At 66.1% G+C, this 15,820-nt stretch carries 18 protein-coding genes and 1 pseudogene; 12 read left to right on the top strand and 7 right to left on the bottom strand.

Annotated features, from left to right (window positions below; all coding sequences use genetic code 11):
* Nucleotides 1-74: 74 nt before the first annotated feature.
* A pseudogene (locus ACTWOL_RS05320) lies at nt 75-578 on the bottom strand (IS701 family transposase); the annotation flags it as partial.
* A 66-nt stretch (nt 579-644) separates the two neighbouring features.
* Between ACTWOL_RS05320 and ACTWOL_RS05315 the strand changes: the two are divergent.
* From ACTWOL_RS05315 to ACTWOL_RS05295, 5 genes are all read left to right on the top strand, one after another.
* A protein-coding gene (locus ACTWOL_RS05315; RefSeq protein WP_474294836.1) for an IS3 family transposase occupies nt 645-1,846 on the top strand; the annotation gives its coding sequence in 2 pieces (ribosomal slippage) (nt 645-936 and nt 936-1,846; 1,203 coding nt in all).
* Entirely contained in the window at nt 1,732-2,886 is a 1,155-nt protein-coding gene (locus ACTWOL_RS05310) for a protein kinase domain-containing protein (RefSeq protein WP_474301088.1), read from the top strand. The genes ACTWOL_RS05315 and ACTWOL_RS05310 overlap by 115 nt, the downstream gene beginning before the upstream one ends.
* An 83-nt stretch (nt 2,887-2,969) precedes the next feature.
* Nucleotides 2,970-3,760, top strand: a protein-coding gene (locus ACTWOL_RS05305; protein ID WP_474301087.1) for an IS5 family transposase whose coding sequence is annotated in 2 segments (ribosomal slippage) — nt 2,970-3,285 and nt 3,285-3,760 — 792 coding nt in all. Because the reading frame shifts where the segments join, the coding sequence is not laid out codon by codon here.
* A gap of 329 nt (nt 3,761-4,089) precedes the next feature.
* Entirely contained in the window at nt 4,090-4,764 is a 675-nt protein-coding gene (locus ACTWOL_RS05300) for a hypothetical protein (RefSeq protein ID WP_474294834.1), read from the top strand.
* Between the two features lie 476 nt (nt 4,765-5,240).
* On the top strand, nt 5,241-5,798 hold the full coding sequence (locus ACTWOL_RS05295; protein WP_474294832.1) for an SMI1/KNR4 family protein: 558 nt from the start codon (nt 5,241-5,243) through the stop codon (nt 5,796-5,798).
* A gap of 311 nt (nt 5,799-6,109) precedes the next feature.
* Here the strand turns inward: ACTWOL_RS05295 and ACTWOL_RS05290 are convergent, their stop codons facing one another.
* Together ACTWOL_RS05290 and ACTWOL_RS05285 are read right to left on the bottom strand one after the other, a co-directional pair.
* A complete protein-coding gene (locus ACTWOL_RS05290) occupies nt 6,110-6,598 on the bottom strand; it encodes a DUF4265 domain-containing protein (RefSeq protein ID WP_474294830.1) in 489 nt (162 codons plus the stop codon).
* Nucleotides 6,599-6,605: 7 nt separating this feature from the next.
* Nucleotides 6,606-6,926, bottom strand: coding sequence for a hypothetical protein (locus tag ACTWOL_RS05285; protein WP_474294828.1), 321 nt, complete (start codon nt 6,924-6,926; stop codon nt 6,606-6,608).
* 66 nt (nt 6,927-6,992) lie between these two features.
* Between ACTWOL_RS05285 and ACTWOL_RS05280 the strand changes: the two genes are divergently transcribed.
* Entirely contained in the window at nt 6,993-7,436 is a 444-nt protein-coding gene (locus ACTWOL_RS05280) for a hypothetical protein (RefSeq protein ID WP_474294826.1), read from the top strand.
* Here ACTWOL_RS05280 and ACTWOL_RS05275 read toward each other — a convergent pair whose 3' ends face one another.
* On the bottom strand, nt 7,437-7,598 hold the full coding sequence (locus tag ACTWOL_RS05275; RefSeq protein ID WP_225828917.1) for a hypothetical protein: 162 nt from the start codon (nt 7,596-7,598) through the stop codon (nt 7,437-7,439). It abuts the gene before it with no gap.
* 764 nt (nt 7,599-8,362) lie between these two features.
* Between ACTWOL_RS05275 and ACTWOL_RS05270 the strand changes: the two genes are divergently transcribed.
* The 4 genes from ACTWOL_RS05270 (at nt 8,363) to ACTWOL_RS05255 (ending at nt 10,266) form a co-directional block, all read left to right on the top strand.
* Complete coding sequence (locus tag ACTWOL_RS05270; protein WP_474294824.1) at nt 8,363-9,154, top strand: hypothetical protein; 792 nt, start codon at nt 8,363-8,365, stop codon at nt 9,152-9,154.
* Between the two features lie 48 nt (nt 9,155-9,202).
* The gene (locus ACTWOL_RS05265) at nt 9,203-9,391 is read left to right on the top strand and encodes a hypothetical protein (protein ID WP_474294823.1); all 189 of its coding nucleotides are present in this window, start codon (nt 9,203-9,205) and stop codon (nt 9,389-9,391) included.
* Nucleotides 9,388-9,528 (top strand): hypothetical protein, encoded by a 141-nt coding sequence (locus ACTWOL_RS05260; RefSeq protein ID WP_474294821.1) that lies wholly within the window; start codon nt 9,388-9,390, stop codon nt 9,526-9,528. Before ACTWOL_RS05265 ends, ACTWOL_RS05260 begins: the two co-directional genes overlap by 4 nt.
* Nucleotides 9,529-9,612: 84 nt before the next feature.
* The gene (locus ACTWOL_RS05255; RefSeq protein WP_474294819.1) at nt 9,613-10,266 is read left to right on the top strand and encodes a hypothetical protein; all 654 of its coding nucleotides are present in this window, start codon (nt 9,613-9,615) and stop codon (nt 10,264-10,266) included.
* Between the two features lie 141 nt (nt 10,267-10,407).
* On the opposite strand, the gene ACTWOL_RS05250 is transcribed toward ACTWOL_RS05255, so the two are convergent.
* The gene (locus ACTWOL_RS05250) at nt 10,408-10,998 is read right to left on the bottom strand and encodes an SMI1/KNR4 family protein (RefSeq protein ID WP_474294817.1); all 591 of its coding nucleotides are present in this window, start codon (nt 10,996-10,998) and stop codon (nt 10,408-10,410) included.
* Between the two features lie 501 nt (nt 10,999-11,499).
* On the opposite strand from ACTWOL_RS05250, the gene ACTWOL_RS05245 reads away from it, so the two are divergent.
* Nucleotides 11,500-12,057 (top strand): hypothetical protein, encoded by a 558-nt coding sequence (locus ACTWOL_RS05245; protein WP_474294815.1) that lies wholly within the window; start codon nt 11,500-11,502, stop codon nt 12,055-12,057.
* 421 nt (nt 12,058-12,478) lie between these two features.
* Here ACTWOL_RS05245 and ACTWOL_RS05240 read toward each other — a convergent pair whose 3' ends face one another.
* Both ACTWOL_RS05240 and ACTWOL_RS05235 read right to left on the bottom strand, forming a co-directional pair.
* Nucleotides 12,479-13,126, bottom strand: coding sequence for a hypothetical protein (locus ACTWOL_RS05240; protein WP_474294813.1), 648 nt, complete (start codon nt 13,124-13,126; stop codon nt 12,479-12,481).
* Between the two features lie 442 nt (nt 13,127-13,568).
* Nucleotides 13,569-14,345 (bottom strand): hypothetical protein, encoded by a 777-nt coding sequence (locus ACTWOL_RS05235; protein WP_474294811.1) that lies wholly within the window; start codon nt 14,343-14,345, stop codon nt 13,569-13,571.
* A 148-nt stretch (nt 14,346-14,493) separates the two neighbouring features.
* Here ACTWOL_RS05235 and ACTWOL_RS05230 point away from each other — a divergent pair, with 148 nt between their 5' ends.
* Complete coding sequence (locus tag ACTWOL_RS05230) at nt 14,494-15,678, top strand: IS701 family transposase (protein ID WP_474294809.1); 1,185 nt, start codon at nt 14,494-14,496, stop codon at nt 15,676-15,678.
* Nucleotides 15,679-15,820: the final 142 nt, after the last annotated feature.

The following is a 15,820-nucleotide window of genomic DNA, read 5'->3' as shown; positions in this document are numbered from 1 at the left end:
CTCGTTGGCATGGCAGCGGGGCGTGACAGTGAGGTGCCCGATCATCCGGCGGATCTCCGGGACGCTGAGGGGTATCAGGTCGTGCTCGCCGCATCCGCTGCCCCTTTTACGGCTTCTTGGGCGCGGACGGCGGTGAGGTAGGCGAGGGCGGCCATGGCCAGGGTGATGTGCCGGTACCAGGCCCGGTAGAGCCGCACCTGGTAGTGATCGAGCCCGCACTCGCCCTTCGCGGTCTGGAAGCATTCCTCCACCTGCCAGCGGGCGCCGGCCGTCCTGACCAGGTCTTTCAGCCGGGAGGTGACGGGGCCGTAGCAGACGTGGTAGGAGATCTCGGTCGGGTCGGCCAGGCTGCGGCGGGCCAGTGCCCAGTGCCCGTACCCGTCCGCCCAGGACGGCCGGATCGCCACGCGGGCCCAGTGGTAGATCCGCTGGCCGTGGGCGCCGGCTCCGGCCGAGATCCGCTTCCATGCCTGCTTCGGCAACGCGGTGATCAACTCGTCGACGCGGGCGTCGCGACTGTCGGTGGTGTTGACGGTGTCATTGACCTTGGTGGCCAGCACGTGCGCCACCTTGCGTTCGGGCCTTGACCCTTGATCCTGGACACACGAGACACTGGATCCTGAGGATCTGAGAACGGACATCTCGTGGTCATGAAGAACTATCCGCCGCAGTTCAAGGCGGACGCGGTCGCGCTGTACGAGTCGCGGCCCGAGGCGACGATCAGGCAGGTCGCCGCCGATTTGGGGATCAGCCCCGAGACCCTGCGGAACTGGGTCCGAGCGGCCGGTGCGAGCCGGCCCCGGGGGCGGCGGGCGGAGGCGCCCGCCGAGCCGCCCACACCGCTGGAGGCGGAGAACGCCGCTCTGCGCAAGAAGGTCCGTGAGCTGGAGGAAGAGCGCGAGATCCTGCGGAAGGCGGCGAAGTATTTCGCCGGGGAGACGCGCTGGTGAACCGCTTCCAGTTCGTCGCCGACCATCAGCGCCGTTACGGCGTGAAGCGGCTGTGCACCATCCTGGGCATCGCCCGCTCCAGCTTCTACTACTGGCGCCGCACCGCCGCGGATCGGGCCGCCCGGCAGGCAGCCGACGCCCGCCTCGCCGCCCGGATACGGGCCGTGTACCGCGAGTCGGATGGCACCTATGGCGTTCCCAGGATCACGGCCGAGCTCCGCGAGGCGGGCGAGCGCGTCAACCACAAGCGGATCGCGCGGCTGATGCGGGCCGCCGGTCTGGCGGGCGTGCGCTTGCGCCGCAGGCACCGCACCACGGTCGCGGACCCGGCCGCGGCGAAGGCCCCGGATCTCATCGGCCGCGACTTCACAGCAAGCGAGCCGAACACGAAGTACGTCGGCGACATCACCTATCTCCCGCTGGAAGGCGGGAAGTTCCTCTACCTGGCCACCGTCATCGACCTCGCCTCACGCCGCCTGGCCGGCTGGGCGATCGCGGACCACATGCGCACCGGCCTCGTCATCGACGCCCTGGCCGCCGCCGAACGCACCCGCGGCAGCCTCTCCGGGGCGGTCATGCACACCGATCACGGCGCCCAGTACACCAGCCGGGCCTTCGCCGACGCCTGCCGCCAAGCCGGCGTCCGCCAGTCCATGAGCGCGATCGGCAGCTCGGCGGACAACGCGCTCGCCGAGTCCTTCAACGCGACGTTCAAACGCGAGGCTCTTCAGGGCCGAAAGCACTGGTCCAGCGAACGCGAAGCCCGTCTCGACGCGTTCCGCTGGCTCAACCGCTACAACACCCGACGCCGTCATTCCCACCTCGGACAACGGAGTCCCATCGCCTACGAGAGAGCACTCGACACAACATCAACTACCCTGGCCCAAGCCGCATAGCCCGTGTCCAAGATTCTGGGTCAAGGCCCGTTATTGGTTCGCCGGACTATCTCGCACCGGAGCGTGCCATGGGCCATCGGCCAGGCCCGGAATCCGATCTGTGGTCGCTCGGCGTGACGATGTACGCGGCGGTAGAGGGGCAATCTCCGTTCCGCCGCACCACGACGATGAGTACCTTGCAGGCCGTAGTCGCCGAGGAGCTTCCGGAGCCTCGGCACGCGGGCCCGCTCGCCCCTGTCATCGAAGCACTGCTTCGCAAGGATCCGAACCAGCGGCCCAGTGCTGAGCTTGCCCAGCGGATGCTGAGCGAGGTGGCGTCCGGGTCAGCGCAGCATCCACCCACGCAGGTCGCGTCAGCGCCGGAAGGCACCGACAAGGAGCATCTCGCCTGGGAACCGACCCGGACGACACCGCCCACGCCGGTGCCGTCACATCGGTCGGACGACCGAGCCGAGCCCGCCCAGGGGGCACACGACGCGCTTCGTGCCACTCCGCCGACTGCACGGGTGCCTTCCGTCGACCACGATGACCGTCCGGGTGACGCGGGCGACGGTAGGTGGAGGCGACACAAGTCACTGCTGATCGCTGGAGCGGCACTCGCGGTGGTGCTGGCCGTAATCGCCGGGCTGGCCTGGGCTCTCACCTCCAAGAACGACAGCGATCCGTCGACCTTCGCGCCGACTACCAGACCGAGTACCTCCCTAATGAAAACGGCTTCGCCCGATCCCGAGATGACCAAGGTGTGGATAAACACTTTCAAAGACGGTCCCATCCGCAGAAGTCCCTCCCGGAACTCCGAGCGAATCGGAACCCTCAATGCCGGCCGTCACTACGTCTTTTGCCGAACTCAGGGGGCGACGGTCACCGAGAATGGTGTCTACAACTCATGGTGGCTGTGGACAGAATTGCATGAAGGCGGCAAGAGAGGTTGGGTGTCCGCTTACTACATCAAAGGGAAGGACCGAGCCGAGGCGGAAGATGGCACCGACATCCCCGATTGTAAAGACGTGGTTCCTGGTGGCGCCCCTACGAGCTCGTAACACGATCTTGATGAGACGCTCTGGTCAGCCGTGACCGGTGTGACGATTCGGCCGTTCGTGGTGGTGTGAGTACTCGGCCGTGGATCGTGGACGACGACTTGTGGGCACTGATCGAGCCGCTACTGCCGCCCTGGCCGACGAGGTCGCCAGGGCCGCGACCGGTAGCTGACCGGCTGTGCCTGCAGGGCATCTTGTACGTGCTCTGCAACGACATCGCCTGGCAACTCCTGCCCCCTGAGCTGGGGTTCGGCTCCGGGCAGACCTGTTGGCGCCGCCTGGAGCGATGGCAGCAGGCAGGGGTCTTCGATCAGCTGCACCGGATCCTGCTCGCTGAACTGAACGCGGCAGGGCGCCTCGACTGGTCCAGGGCCTGCGTGGACGGCTCCAACATCCGCGCGAAAAAGGGGGCGCCGACACCGGTCCGTCGCCGGTCGACCGGCGGAAGACAGGCAGCAAACACCACCTGATCTGCGACGGACGCGGCACCCCGCTCAAGGTCATCACGACCGCGGCGAACGTCAACGACGTCACCCAGACCCTCGCCCTGGTCGACGGCATCCCACCGGTGGCAGGTCGTCCCGGCCGGCCCCGCCACCGTCCCGAGGCCCTGCTCGGAGACAAGGGCTACGACTCCAACCCCAACCGCGATGAACTGCGCAAACGCCGGATCCTTCCCGTCATCTCCCGCAAAGGAGCCCCGAACATCAAGGACATGGGCAAGCTCCGCTACGTCGTGGAGCAGACCTTCGCCCTTCTCCACCAGTTCAAACGACTCGCCGTCCGCTGGGAACGCCGCACCGAGCTCCACGACGCCTTCGTCTCCCTCGCCTGCAGCCTCATCTGCTGGCGACGCCTCAACAAGCCCGATTCATGATCGCGCTATGAGCTCTTATGTCAGCAGACGCCGTGTCCCACGCAGGTCGTGTCGCTTTACACGAGGCGGGAGCTCTTCGCGCGTGTCGCGTTGCGGCGATCCAAACGGGGATCGTGGGGCATGAAGCCTCCTTTTCTCTGTGACCTGGGCGGAGTCGCTTGTGGCGTTTCGAAAAGTTTGGGCAGATCGAGCTTGAGGTCGGATCCGCCGCGCAATCGGATCTTTGCAGGCATCGGTGAGTGCGAGTTGGCGGTCCAGGTGTTAATTATGCGGGCCAAATGGAGCAACACAGCAGACCGACGACTCTGATCTCAGCAGAGAATAGAAGCGTGAACGGCACGGATATGAGGGCGACAGAGTCTCGAAGAACGCGATTCGACAGTGTGCACACGTGGGCTGCCACACTAGCCGCCATTGTTGCGCTTGCTTTCTCGATTTACAACTTCACTGAACTCCAACAGAAGCCCAGAATTGATGTGACACTTCCTCATCTGTTGCGCACCGGACCGGTGGACAACGGAACCGCGTTTCAGATTCAGCCGACGGTGTCCACCAGGTTCAAGACCCAGGATGTCGAGGTAATTCGTGATGCACATCTGCAACTGACTCCCGTCGGATCGATCTCGTCTTTAAAGAAGCCGATTTTCTACTGGCATGAAACCGGAACATACGTATACGATTTCGATTCAGACCAGGTCAACTACACCTGGAGCAGCGATCCCGCCCCATTCATCGTCAGCCAGGACAAACCCCAGCAGCCTACACTCGTGTTCTGGGCCGACAACTGGACCTTCCAGCCCGGCCAGTACGAGGGATCGCTTCAATTGAGCCGGTCAGGGAATCGCAGCCCTTTGACCGAGAAATTCTGTCTGACCGTTTCGAAGAAGGCCGCCGACGAAATCCACAGTGCAGAGCAACGGCAGATCTTCTTTTTTCGCGACGACCTGCCCAGGTTCCACTCCTCCAGTAGATCTCCAGACTGCTATCGGAGGGAAACGGATTAATATGCGAGACTCAACTGCACGATCCGTGTGGCGCGCAGCCGATTACTCACACCACCACGAACGGCCGAATCGTCACACCGGTCACGGGCTGACCAAAGCGTCTCATCAAGATCGTGTTACGAGCTCTACGGACAACTAAACCACCGATCCCAGGTGCGGCTGGACTTTGCGGATGAGACGACTATTCGACCTTCGCGGGTTTCGTACTGGAGGTTCACCGCCCTGCCACCGCCAAGCCCGCGGGGTGATGTACCCACTCACAGTCTTTCTGCTGGTGCACGCATCTCCGTACTTGGTGGAGTACTCACAGGGCCAGGAAAATCCGTACGCCGACACTCCTGGAGACGTGGCATCTGGGCTGGATTCACGCGGAGCAGGGGGCATCTGACACACGCTTCCTGAACTTCCTGTCGCCCACCTGTCCGCCCGGCGGCTCCTGCCGCCGACTGTCAGTTGGTTCTGACAGCATCACGGCCATGACCGACATTGATGACCTCGTGCAACGTGTTGCCATCCGGGCCGGAACGGACAGCAAGGACCTTCCCGAGCCTGTCGACGATGCCCAGATCGTGGAGGCCGAGCGGCAACTGGGCATCGCGCTGCATCCGCTACTTGCGCGCCTGTATCGCGAGGTCGCTGACGGCGGCTTCGGCCCTGACTACCGACTGCTGCCACTGCTTGGTTCGGGCTCCAGCGTCGTTGGCGAATACCTGACGCGACGTGAGGCGTCCGTTGGAGTGGAGCACCCGGAGTGGCCTGAAGGCGTCGTACCGATCCTGACGTGGGGCTGTGCCATGTATGCAGGCGTTGATTGTTTCAGTGAGGACGGTCAGGTCCTGCTCTTCGAGCCGAACCCGTATAGCGGCGGATCGTGGGAGCAGTGTTGGCTCCTCGACTCCGCCAGCCTCGCCGCGTGGCTGGAGACATGGCTCGCGGGGACGGGCTGGTTCGAGGAGGACGCCTTCGACAGGGACGACCTGGTCGAGCCTCAGCCATGGGAGCAGGCCGCAGGCCGGCTGTCGTCCAGTGCATAGCGAAACGGCAACGCTTCGCCCGTTGGCGCAGGCGCCGTCATCCCGGACATGCTCACGGCTCCCTTCGGAGCGTCGGCAGCGGGAGGGCGACCGACGCATGGCTGCGCGTCTGGTGATCTGCGCGAGTCTGTCTACCGCTCCGGCCAGGCTGACACGGAGACCTTCAACCTCTCCCAGCCAGCCTTCGCGCTCGGCCTCGGCGATGCGGGCAATGAGGTTGTCGCGGATCTCCTCCAACCGGCCGCGCTGGGTCGGGGCCAGCAGGAGGAGCGAGCAACGAACGCAAGCTTCTCTGAACTTGCGGCGTGACCTCAGTCTGGGCCCGTGGCATGCCACCTGGCAGTGACGCACCCTTCTTCCCAGTGCCACCATCCCTTGGCCTCGCCGTGTTCCAGCAACTTGCGGATCCGGCGAAGATCCGCGGACGGCGGGACATCCAGCGCGACCATCCTGAACTGCTCGATTCCCTCGCCCGTAGTGCCGAGTCGATGGAAGGTCTCCAGCACGGTCTGCCGTGCAGCCTCTGACCCACCGTCCTTCAGCACGATCAGCCGAATGGTGCAGTTGTTCGAGGCCTGAACCGTCTCTCCGGCCCACCACAGGCCGTCCTCGTCGACCTGCACTCGGATGATGTCGTCGCTCGCGACTCCTCGGACGAACCACGGGGTGTTGTCGAGGCGGACGGTTCCATCGCCCAGGTCCACCGCCCACAGGCTTTCGACGCTTGCGGGCGGCCAGCCGTCCTCGTCTACCTCCATTCGGAAGTAGAGCTTCACGTGGGCGTCGCTGATGTTGGTCACCGCGCAATCATTGCTGGCAGTCGGCAGGATCGGAAGCGTCAACATCACGAGCACGGATCTGATCGGGAGACGGTGTTCCGAGGAACACCGTCGGTGAGTTGCGGTCGTGCCGGGCGTTGAGCTGGGCGAGCTTGTCCTCGGCGCCGGCGAGGCTGACGCGGAGCCCTTCGACCTCGCCGAGCCAGCCTTCACGTTCCGCCTCGGCAATGCGGGCGATGAGGTTGTCCCGGATCTCCTCGAGGTGGGGGCGTTGCGCAGGGTCCGGCCTGAGGAGTGAATGGCGGTGATCTTGTCCGACGTCGCCCGGCGGGTGGGTCGAGGCCGACACGGGATGTCGGTGCTCTGTGGTGGGGTAGCCGCATGGCCTGTCACGTCAACTTGCGAAGGAGCAGGGATGGTTGAGGACGAGGCGCATGGTGGCGAGCGGCCAAAGGACAGCGATGAGTCCGGCGGCTTACCCCCGGGGCCGACGGTCCCGGCCGGAGGGCTGGACGCAGATATCCTGGTGGACTCCCAGGCTCCGGGCCGCGAGCCGGCCCAGGCAGAACGGTGGGCCTCGCGTGCGGGGCTGCGCGGTGGCGTGGTGATCGGCGCGGCCGCACTCGCCACGGTGGTCGCGTTCGGTATCTGGCTGGGGGCCTGGCTGAACGAGCACTGGGGGTTCTATGCCGTCGTGCTGCTGGGCATCATCGTCTTCGTCCTGATCAAGGGCGGCTACGTCCGCGTCGGCTCCGCGCTGGCCTGCATGCTGTTCGGCTTCACCCTCGCCGCGACCGGCCTGGCCCCGACCATCAACAGCGGCCTGGTCTCGCTCGCCGGACTGATCTCCAGCTTCTGACTACGCCTCGGTCCACGGCGGGTCGGGCGTGTAGTTGAGCCCGTCGCAGAAGCGGCAGTCCCACTCCGACGGGATCTCCCACTTGTCGACCCAGAAGCCGACCTGCCTGCCGACGAAGTAGTTGTCCCCGCCGCACCACCCGCACTCGAAGACAAACTCCACCCGATCCCCTTCCCGCGCCTGCCGGATCGAGGATGCCCGGGGCGCCGGTGCGGTGACTACCCACCCATCAGCCCCAACTCACCTGCTGCACAACGCCGAAGGGCGCTTCCGACCACGCCCTTCGCCGTTGCGCGCGGCCACTCCCCCACGCGCCCTCCCAGCCGCCACAGCCAGGAGGGCGCGCCCCTTCCCGCGTGATCGGAGAACCCCGATGGACCCCCTGACCACCACCCAGTCCGGCATGCCCGAGTCCGAGGGCGCGGCCGAAGCCCGCCGCCTGCTCGACGAGTGGGCGAGTAAGCCCGTACGCCACCACCCCACCTCGTTCCGCGACGACACCGAGACGCCGGCCTTCGGCACCACCCTGCCCGTGAAGCAGGAGGACAGGCGGATCGTCCCGGCCTGGGCGGCCGGGATCGCAGTGGCTTCCATCGGCGTGGGCACCGGGGTCACCGGCATCGGCTGCGGTGCCTGGCTCGTGCTCCAGGGCCTGTCCTCCGTCACGTTGAACGGCGTCCTGATGGTCACCCTGCCCATCGCGGGCATCGCGATGGTCGCCACCGCCATCGGCGGCGCGATCAGCAAAGCCCGCGTGGCCGTCACCAAGAACGTCTACGAGGGCCCGGTCACCCACCACACCGAGATCCACAACAACAGCACCACGCGCGGCGCGTTCTTCGCCCGCACCCGCAACGAGTCCGCTGACCAGCTCCGGCCAGCCCGCACCGCCCACCGATCCCCTTCGCTGAAGGAGCAGCTACGCCATGCCCAACAACGACAAGCCGGTCAACGGCCAGGAGAACGCGTCCTTCCTCGACGTACTCAACCAGATGCCGCCCGTGCCGCCGGCCCCCGAACTGGACGGCAAGCACGGCACCCGGCGGCTCGCCCGGCTGCGCACCGCGTGGAAGGCGTCCTGGGAGGAGGGCGGCTTCCTCTACCAGCGGTGGGACGAGGTCTTCCAGGCCCGGCACGCCGGTTGGCACGAGGCCGCCAACTGGATCAAGGCCGCTGCCCTGTTCGGCGGACTCAGCCTCATCGTCATGATGCTGGACGCCGCCGGCGACATCGCCTCCGCCACCCTCAAGAGCCTGTCCGCCGTCCCGGCGTCCGGCGCCGGGGACGGCAGCGGCCTGTGGGGCACGGTCGACCACCCCGTCCGCGTGTTCCTCGCCGACCAAGCCGCGCACCTGTCCGTCACCCCGGCCGCCCTGTACGCGTTCTGGCAGCTGACCGGGCTGATCGGCCTGGTCGGCGGGTTCTTCGGCAACGCCGGAGCCCGCATCGCCTGGCTGCTGTTCGGCACCGGCAGCCTCGCCATGATCTGGTCCACCGCCCCGGCCGGAGGCCGCGCCGCCGCCACCGGGCTCGCCGCCCTCATGTGGGCCTCGGCCAGCATCTTCGCCCTGCGCGGCCTGACCCTGCGGCCCATCGTCCACAACCACCCGCCGCAGTACCAGTTCAACCCCGCCCTCCACCTGCACGCCACGATCCCCGCCCCCACCCCGGCGGACGACGACCTCGGTCCCGACAACGTCCACCCGCTTCAGCGCTGACCCGCGCCCCCACCCCTGCCTGTCCAGCACCGCACCGAAGGGAATCCGATGAAGCCGTACCAGGAGACCGAGTTCTGGGTCGACACCTTCCACGGGAGCCACGACGGCATCAAGGCCACGGTCACCGCGACCCGCGACGACACCCGCCCCGAGCCGTACGCCTGGAAGTGCACGTGCGGCGCATCCCGGTCCTTCCCCACCGCCTGCCGGGCATCAGCGCCCGCAACACGGCCATGATGGAAGCGATCACCGACCTCCCGCCCATCGTCGTCAGCGACCTCTTCGGCATGCACCCCCACACCGCCTACGCCTGGGCCCAGTACGCCCAGAACAGCTGGGCGGTATACCTCGAAGCTGCTCAATCCACCGACTAGCCCCCGAGACTTCGAGGACCGATCTTGGGCACCTCGTTCTCGTCTCCGCAGGCACCACATGGACCGCACCACCAGGAGGAACCAGTGTCATACCCACAACTGCTCACCCCCGAGGAGAAGCTCGCCGACGCGAAGAAGCTGTTGAGCCTCCCGCATATCGTCGTGATCTGCGGCTCCACCCGCTTCATGACCGAGATGAACGAGGCCGATCTACGGGAGACCAAAGCCGGAAAGATTGTCGTCAAACCGGGCATTGACATGAAGTCGCCGCACGAACTTTGGTCCGATCCCGCCGAGGCCGAGGCCGAGGCGCTGAAGGTCCGACTCGACGATCTGCACCGGGCGAAGATCCGGCTCGCTGATGAGGTGCTCGTAGTCGGCGACTACATCGGAGACAGCACCCGAGCCGAAATCGCCTACGCCCGGTCGCTGGGCAAGCCCGTGCGGTTCACGACCCCGAAATCGACCCTGACGCCTGACCGCCCGCTGCCACCGGCAGCCCGCCGCCTGACCGTTTCGCGGTGGCTTCGGCCACCGCCCCCCACACCCTCCGCGGGCGTCCCTAAGCTTGTCCTACCTTCCAAGCGTGAGTCTCAGCTGGTCATTCGTAAGATCGGCGGGCCCGGGGGTTCTGGGTATGGCTGTGAGCTTGTCGCCGTTGGATGGCTCAAAGAACTTGGCCGCCCGGAGCCCCACGACGACTCGACCGCTAATTGGCACCTTGGTCGGAGCACATGATCAGACGAAGGCCGCCCCCATGTCCGGCGAATGCCCAGGTGAGCGACCTAGTGCGAGACGTCGTTCGATGCCGGATGCCACATCGATGCAAACGTGCCGATGCGAGTACGACCCACCGACTCAACAAACGCGTCGCTCTGCTCACCAGTCGATCTCTCCGTCCTCGTCGACGGAGGGATGGGCGACGGCGTCGAGCCAGTCGATCCGATCGTGGTGTTCCATGGCCTCGGCTACCTCGTGGAGCCAGGATCCAAGGCTCGGCCACCCCAGGAAGTAGGCATGGTCGGCGTGCGGGGCGCGACCGAGATGGTCATGCCACAAGCCCGGGCCCGCGTCGATGAAGTGCTCATCGCCATCGCCGCCGGCGAAGGGGATCCACTGCGTTCCCCACCACGGAGTCTCCTGATCGTCTGGGTCGTCCTCGCCCTCCCAGACCTTCATGCGCCCCTGTCTCACGTCGGCGATTGCATCCGAGGAGTACAGCGGGCCGCACGGCAATATGCCGAGATAGGACGAATCCCCGTCGTGGCACAGCAGTGATGCGCGCAGGTCGGTGGGAAGACGTACGCCCAACGCGACTTCGAGTTGGGCGATGGCATGTGGCGAAGCCGGAGGACCAAGCTCCGCCAGTCGAGCGGGCGCATGCTGGGCCAGCCAAGTGTCGATGCGCTGCCAGGAGGTGGCAACGGGCGGAATCACCGGCGTGATGCCGATCAGAGGCGGCTCAATCATGAGCTGAAGCATCTCACCCGGGTTCAGCAGCAGGCTGAGAGGTGCAGGTTCGGACCGCCGGGTGGCCGCGCATCGGCAGAGGGCTGGCCACCCGCTCCCTCACTCGCATCGAGATCAGGAGACCCCCAGCATGCATCGTCCCGCCGTCTTCGCCGCCCTGCTCGGACTGGACCCGCGCCGCCAGCGCGGTCGGCGGGTTTAGAACGACTTCTGCGCCCGCGTGAAGGGTGCCTCCGAGGACGCCCCGGTGAACTACGAGGACCCGGCCACCAAGAAGAAGAACACCCACGGCACCGCCGACGGCCGCAGGGCTTGCCTGCACCACTGCCTTTCTGTCTGGTTGGTTGCGGATCGAGTTGTCAGTCAGCCAGTGTCGCCCCTGATCAGAACCGCTGCGACCAGACGGATCACTGCGTGACAGCAGTCGTAGACGGTGCTGGACGACGACGTAGAGTGGCCCGAGGCTCGGTTGTTGGGGCTGCAAGGGGACGGGGGCTCTCGATGAGCATGAACAAGGCGGCCAGGACCGAGTGGTGGGAGAGTCTGCCGGCCGGGATCCGCGACGAGATTGACGGATACATCCTTCAGGACTCCCTTCTCAGGGCGGTGCGTGTCATCGTTGCCATCGGCCTCGTTCCCCACGGCATAGGTGTCGGTACCGCTCAGCTGATCGCCAATGACCGCTATCTCCACTACGGGGACCGGATTGCGCGCGAGCCGGAGAGCCCCCTCGATCTGGAGTCTTTGGCCTATCGGGCGGCCGGGTGCGGGGGCCGCATCGTGGCGATCGAGGCGATCTGGGATGGTGACACCGTCCACGACTGGTTCATACGGCTGCTGGCCATCACCGCCGACCCGGCGGGAGAGGCTCAGATGGCCACCGTCCACTGGTCAACGGCCAAGCGGTACATCGGCGAGGACGAGGATGGCGACCTGCGCCACCCCGTAGCGGTAGCTGCCGAGCGGGCGGGTCGTGCCCTTGCTGAACACCTCTCTGTTCCGTTCCACTTCGCCAGCCCGGACACACCCGATGATGAGGCCCCCCGCTGGCAGCCCTGAGCGACGATAGGGGCCACTGTCGTCATGCTCCCTGCGCGCCTGTATCGGGTCCGTGGGGACAAGGGCTCGCGGCCTGGTCGCGTCGGCTCGGGCGGTCCTGGCTGCTCAGGCAATTCGCCCCGTAGACGGGTGAACGCGCGAGGTGTGCCGCTCAGCGAAGCGGTATCGGCTCCGTCACACCGTCTTGGCACTGATGACGATGTCAACGGCGCGGCCCATCCCTGCGCGTCGTCGACCGACACCCGGACTCGCCGCCTGCCCGGCATGCCGGGCAGGGTCTCGGCCGGTTGGAGGAGATTGCAACAAAATCATTGCCCGCATCGCCGAGGCCGAGCGCGAAGGCTGGCTGGGAGAGGTTGAAGGGCTCCATATCAGCCTGGCCAGAGCGGATGCCATGCAGCGGGCACGGTGAACCCAGTGGTCAGGAGCAGTCGAACCAGTGTCCGATGGGGCGCTCAGGGCACGTGCGGCACTCGAAGATGTAGACGCCTCCGGCGTCGCCGAGGCACAGTCCGGCGGGGTTGTCGGAGTCGGCCTTCCAACGCAGGCCATCCGAATCGTTCTTGTCGGCTCGGTCCTCTTCGGGAAGCCACGTGCGCCAGGACTCGCCGTCGAATTCCCAGCTGGCCACGGTCAGGAGATGCGCCATCCGGCGGCCACACCCTTCGCAGTCGGGCCAGTACGGTTCCTGCGTCCAGCCCGGGTAGCCGCCCAGCTTGATCCCTGGGGCCTCCGCGAGGTGGTAGGAGTACCTCAGGCCGGTTTCTGCGAGCAGTGTGTCGAAGCGGCCTCTCAGCGCGTCGCGGACGTCATCAGGAAGGTCCCAGCTCGGGTACTCGGTCACTTGCTCGGGGTGAACTACACAGGCAGCCGGGTACCAGTCCTCGGGAAGCCCGGCAGCCGGTTCCGGGGTTGGCAATACGTCGCTGATGGCGCCGGAGTCCCGCCAGTGGACCTGGGGCAAGGGGTAGCAGAACTCGCCGTGGGCGTAAGGGCACCACAAGACCTGGAGCAGGTCCGTTCCCTTGGGAAAGGGCACGCCGGGCGCGTCGACACGATGGACCTGCACGATGGGAACCAGGGATGCAGCGGGTTCCGGACCGCTCCCGGAGTCCATGTCGTAGTGCTCTTCCCGGCACACCGGCCATGGCTCCGCGGCAGGCCAGAGCAAAGGACCTCCGACGGAACTGTCCTTGTAGGTCGGAGAACCGGGACGTGGGTGCAGGCGGACGGACTCGCGGCGGAAGGGGAGCAGCTCAGGAAAGAGGCTCTCCACGTCTACCGGACGGCTGGGTGTATGGCGGGACATATGCCGGACTCTAGAACCCAGGTACGACAACCGGCCCGCCAGGTGCATGACGGCTGACACATGGTTGGCGCCTGTCACCATCTCTGTGTCGCACCGGTGCTCCCGAAACTCGACAACATCCCGCCGCTCGACCAAGCAACTGTTCTTCGTACCCGACGACAAGCGTTCTCCATTGTCACCTACGCAGCCACGCGCTCGGAGGTCAGTTGTGCTGTGCTTCACGGAGGGCGTTGGCTTGGCCGTTCAGTAGCTGCTGGTCCATCTTCGGGAGGAGCGCACGTTTCTTCGCGGCCGAGAGGTGGCTGCCGAAAATGATGTCCGAGTCGACAGTAATGGTCGCTTCTCCTGAGCGGACAGTTGTGATCAACTCGTGGATCTCCAACTTGGGTTCACCGGTATCCGAAGTCGAGTGCATCCAGAAACTCACCGAGTCGTCACCCACCGCTACCTGGTCCACCACTCGCTCGATCGTCAATGTCACTCGGTCGCCGAAGTAATTCAGGGTGGACAGCGATGTACAGGTGTTGAGTGCCTTCTTCAAGGAGGCAAGGTGTGCGCCTGCGCCTCCAGGGCGATAGCTGGTGAAGGTAACGGTCTCGGTCGGCGGAGCGAGCCTCGCAGCGGATATGTGGACCGAGGCCTGGGCTACCGAGGCAGCGAAGACGCCAGACGTGGCGTCCTGGAGCGGTCGGCATGCCACGGGCCGTACGCTTTGGTCGGGATTGCCGTCGCCGGTTTTCGTCTTGGGCGCGTCAGTGACGCTGTAGCCCGGCAGAGCGCCTTCTTTGGGGAGTGCTGCCGCCAACTCTGCAGCAGTGAGCGGCCGCACGGTCGTCGACGGTTTCGGCGACAGGGCAGGAGAGGACGACCCAGTCTCGGCGGCCGTGTGGCCTCCTCCTGAAGCACAGCCCCCGACAAGAGCGAGCACGGTGCTGGCGGCAGCGGCAAAGAGGGAGCGACTGCCCCGGTTGGACGACATGGCACTCCCTGCACTCGAACAGCGAATCGCACGGAGTGTACTCGGTGATCGGTTTGCGCCTGTACCCGGCGAACCTATGCGGTCACAGTACTTAGTACTGCAACGGTCTTTGCCGTGACGGTTGGGCAGGTAGGTCGTTGGGCTGTTCATGGGTGGGGACGTTGTTGAGGCCCGTTCGTGGGCGGGTGAGTTGAAGGCTCTGCATGAGCGGTTCGTGCATCGTTTCGCCAGGTCGGAGCCGCGTGAGTCGGCACTGGCGTATTTGCGGGGGCTGGTGGCTCCGTTGGAGCGGAAGAACGGCTGGACCCTGGCAGAGGAGGCCGGTCATGCGGGTCCTGACCGGATCCACCGGCTTTTGAACCGGATCGACTGGGACGCGGACGAGGTCCTGGACGACGTGCGGGAGTATGTCGTGGAGCATCTCGGCGACCGGGAAGCGGTGCTGATCGTGGACGACACCGGCTTCCTGAAGAAGGGTGTGCGGTCGGCCGGTGTCCAGCGGCAGTATTCCGGGACCGCTGGAAGGACGGAGAACTGCCAGGTCGGGGTCTTCCTCGCGTATGCCACCGGCCGCGGCCGCACCCTCATCGACCGGCGTCTCTATCTGCCGGCGTCCTGGACGGACGATCGTGACCGGTGCCGGCGGGCCGGCATCGACGACACGGTCGCCTTCGAGACCAAGGTTGCGATGGCCAGGGCGATGGTCCGCCGGGCGATCGAGGAGAAGATCCCGTTCGGGTGGGTGACCGCGGACGCCGGCTACGGCTACTCCAAGAGCTGGCGGAGCGAGCTCGAGCGGGCGGATGTCTTCCATGTTGTGGCCACCACCCGTCACGACACTGTCGTGACCCGCTGGGCCATGGACCACCCGGTTCACGATCTGTTCCACGATCTGCCGAGGCAGAAGTGGAAACGCCGCTCCTGCGGCAACGGCTCCCACGGGCCACGGGTCTTCGACTGGGCGAGAGTCGAGGTCCGCCCCTGGCACCGGGAAGACCGCCGGCACTGGGTGATCGCCCGCCGCAGTGTCCGCCGGCCCGAGGAGATCTCCTACTACATCGCCTACTGCCCCGCCGACACCACACTTGACCAGCTGATCCATATCGCCGGGGCCCGCTGGGCCGTTGAGGAGTGCTTCCAGACCGCCAAAGGCGAGTGCGGGCTCGACGACTACCAGGTCCGCCGCTATCCCGGCTGGCACCGTCACATGACCCTGGCCATGGCCGCCCATGCCTGCCTGACCGTCCTGCGGGCCCGCGAGCTCGACACCGGAAAAGCAGAAACGGATCCTCCGGGCTCGTCCCCCTCAGCCTGGCCGAGCTCAGACGTCTGATCCACCGCCTCACCCACCGCCGCCCGGCGTCTGTCGACCACATCCTGCACTGGTCCACCTGGCGCCGCAGACGCCAGCGCCAAGCCCGCATCAGCCACTACAAACGACGCGGCCACACACCACCAGAACCTGCCCAACCGTC

It is taken from the genome of Micromonospora sp. IBHARD003 (assembly GCF_056106285.1).
The sequence above is the reverse complement of the archived record's forward strand: the minus strand, read 5'-3'. Positions and strand labels throughout refer to the sequence as shown.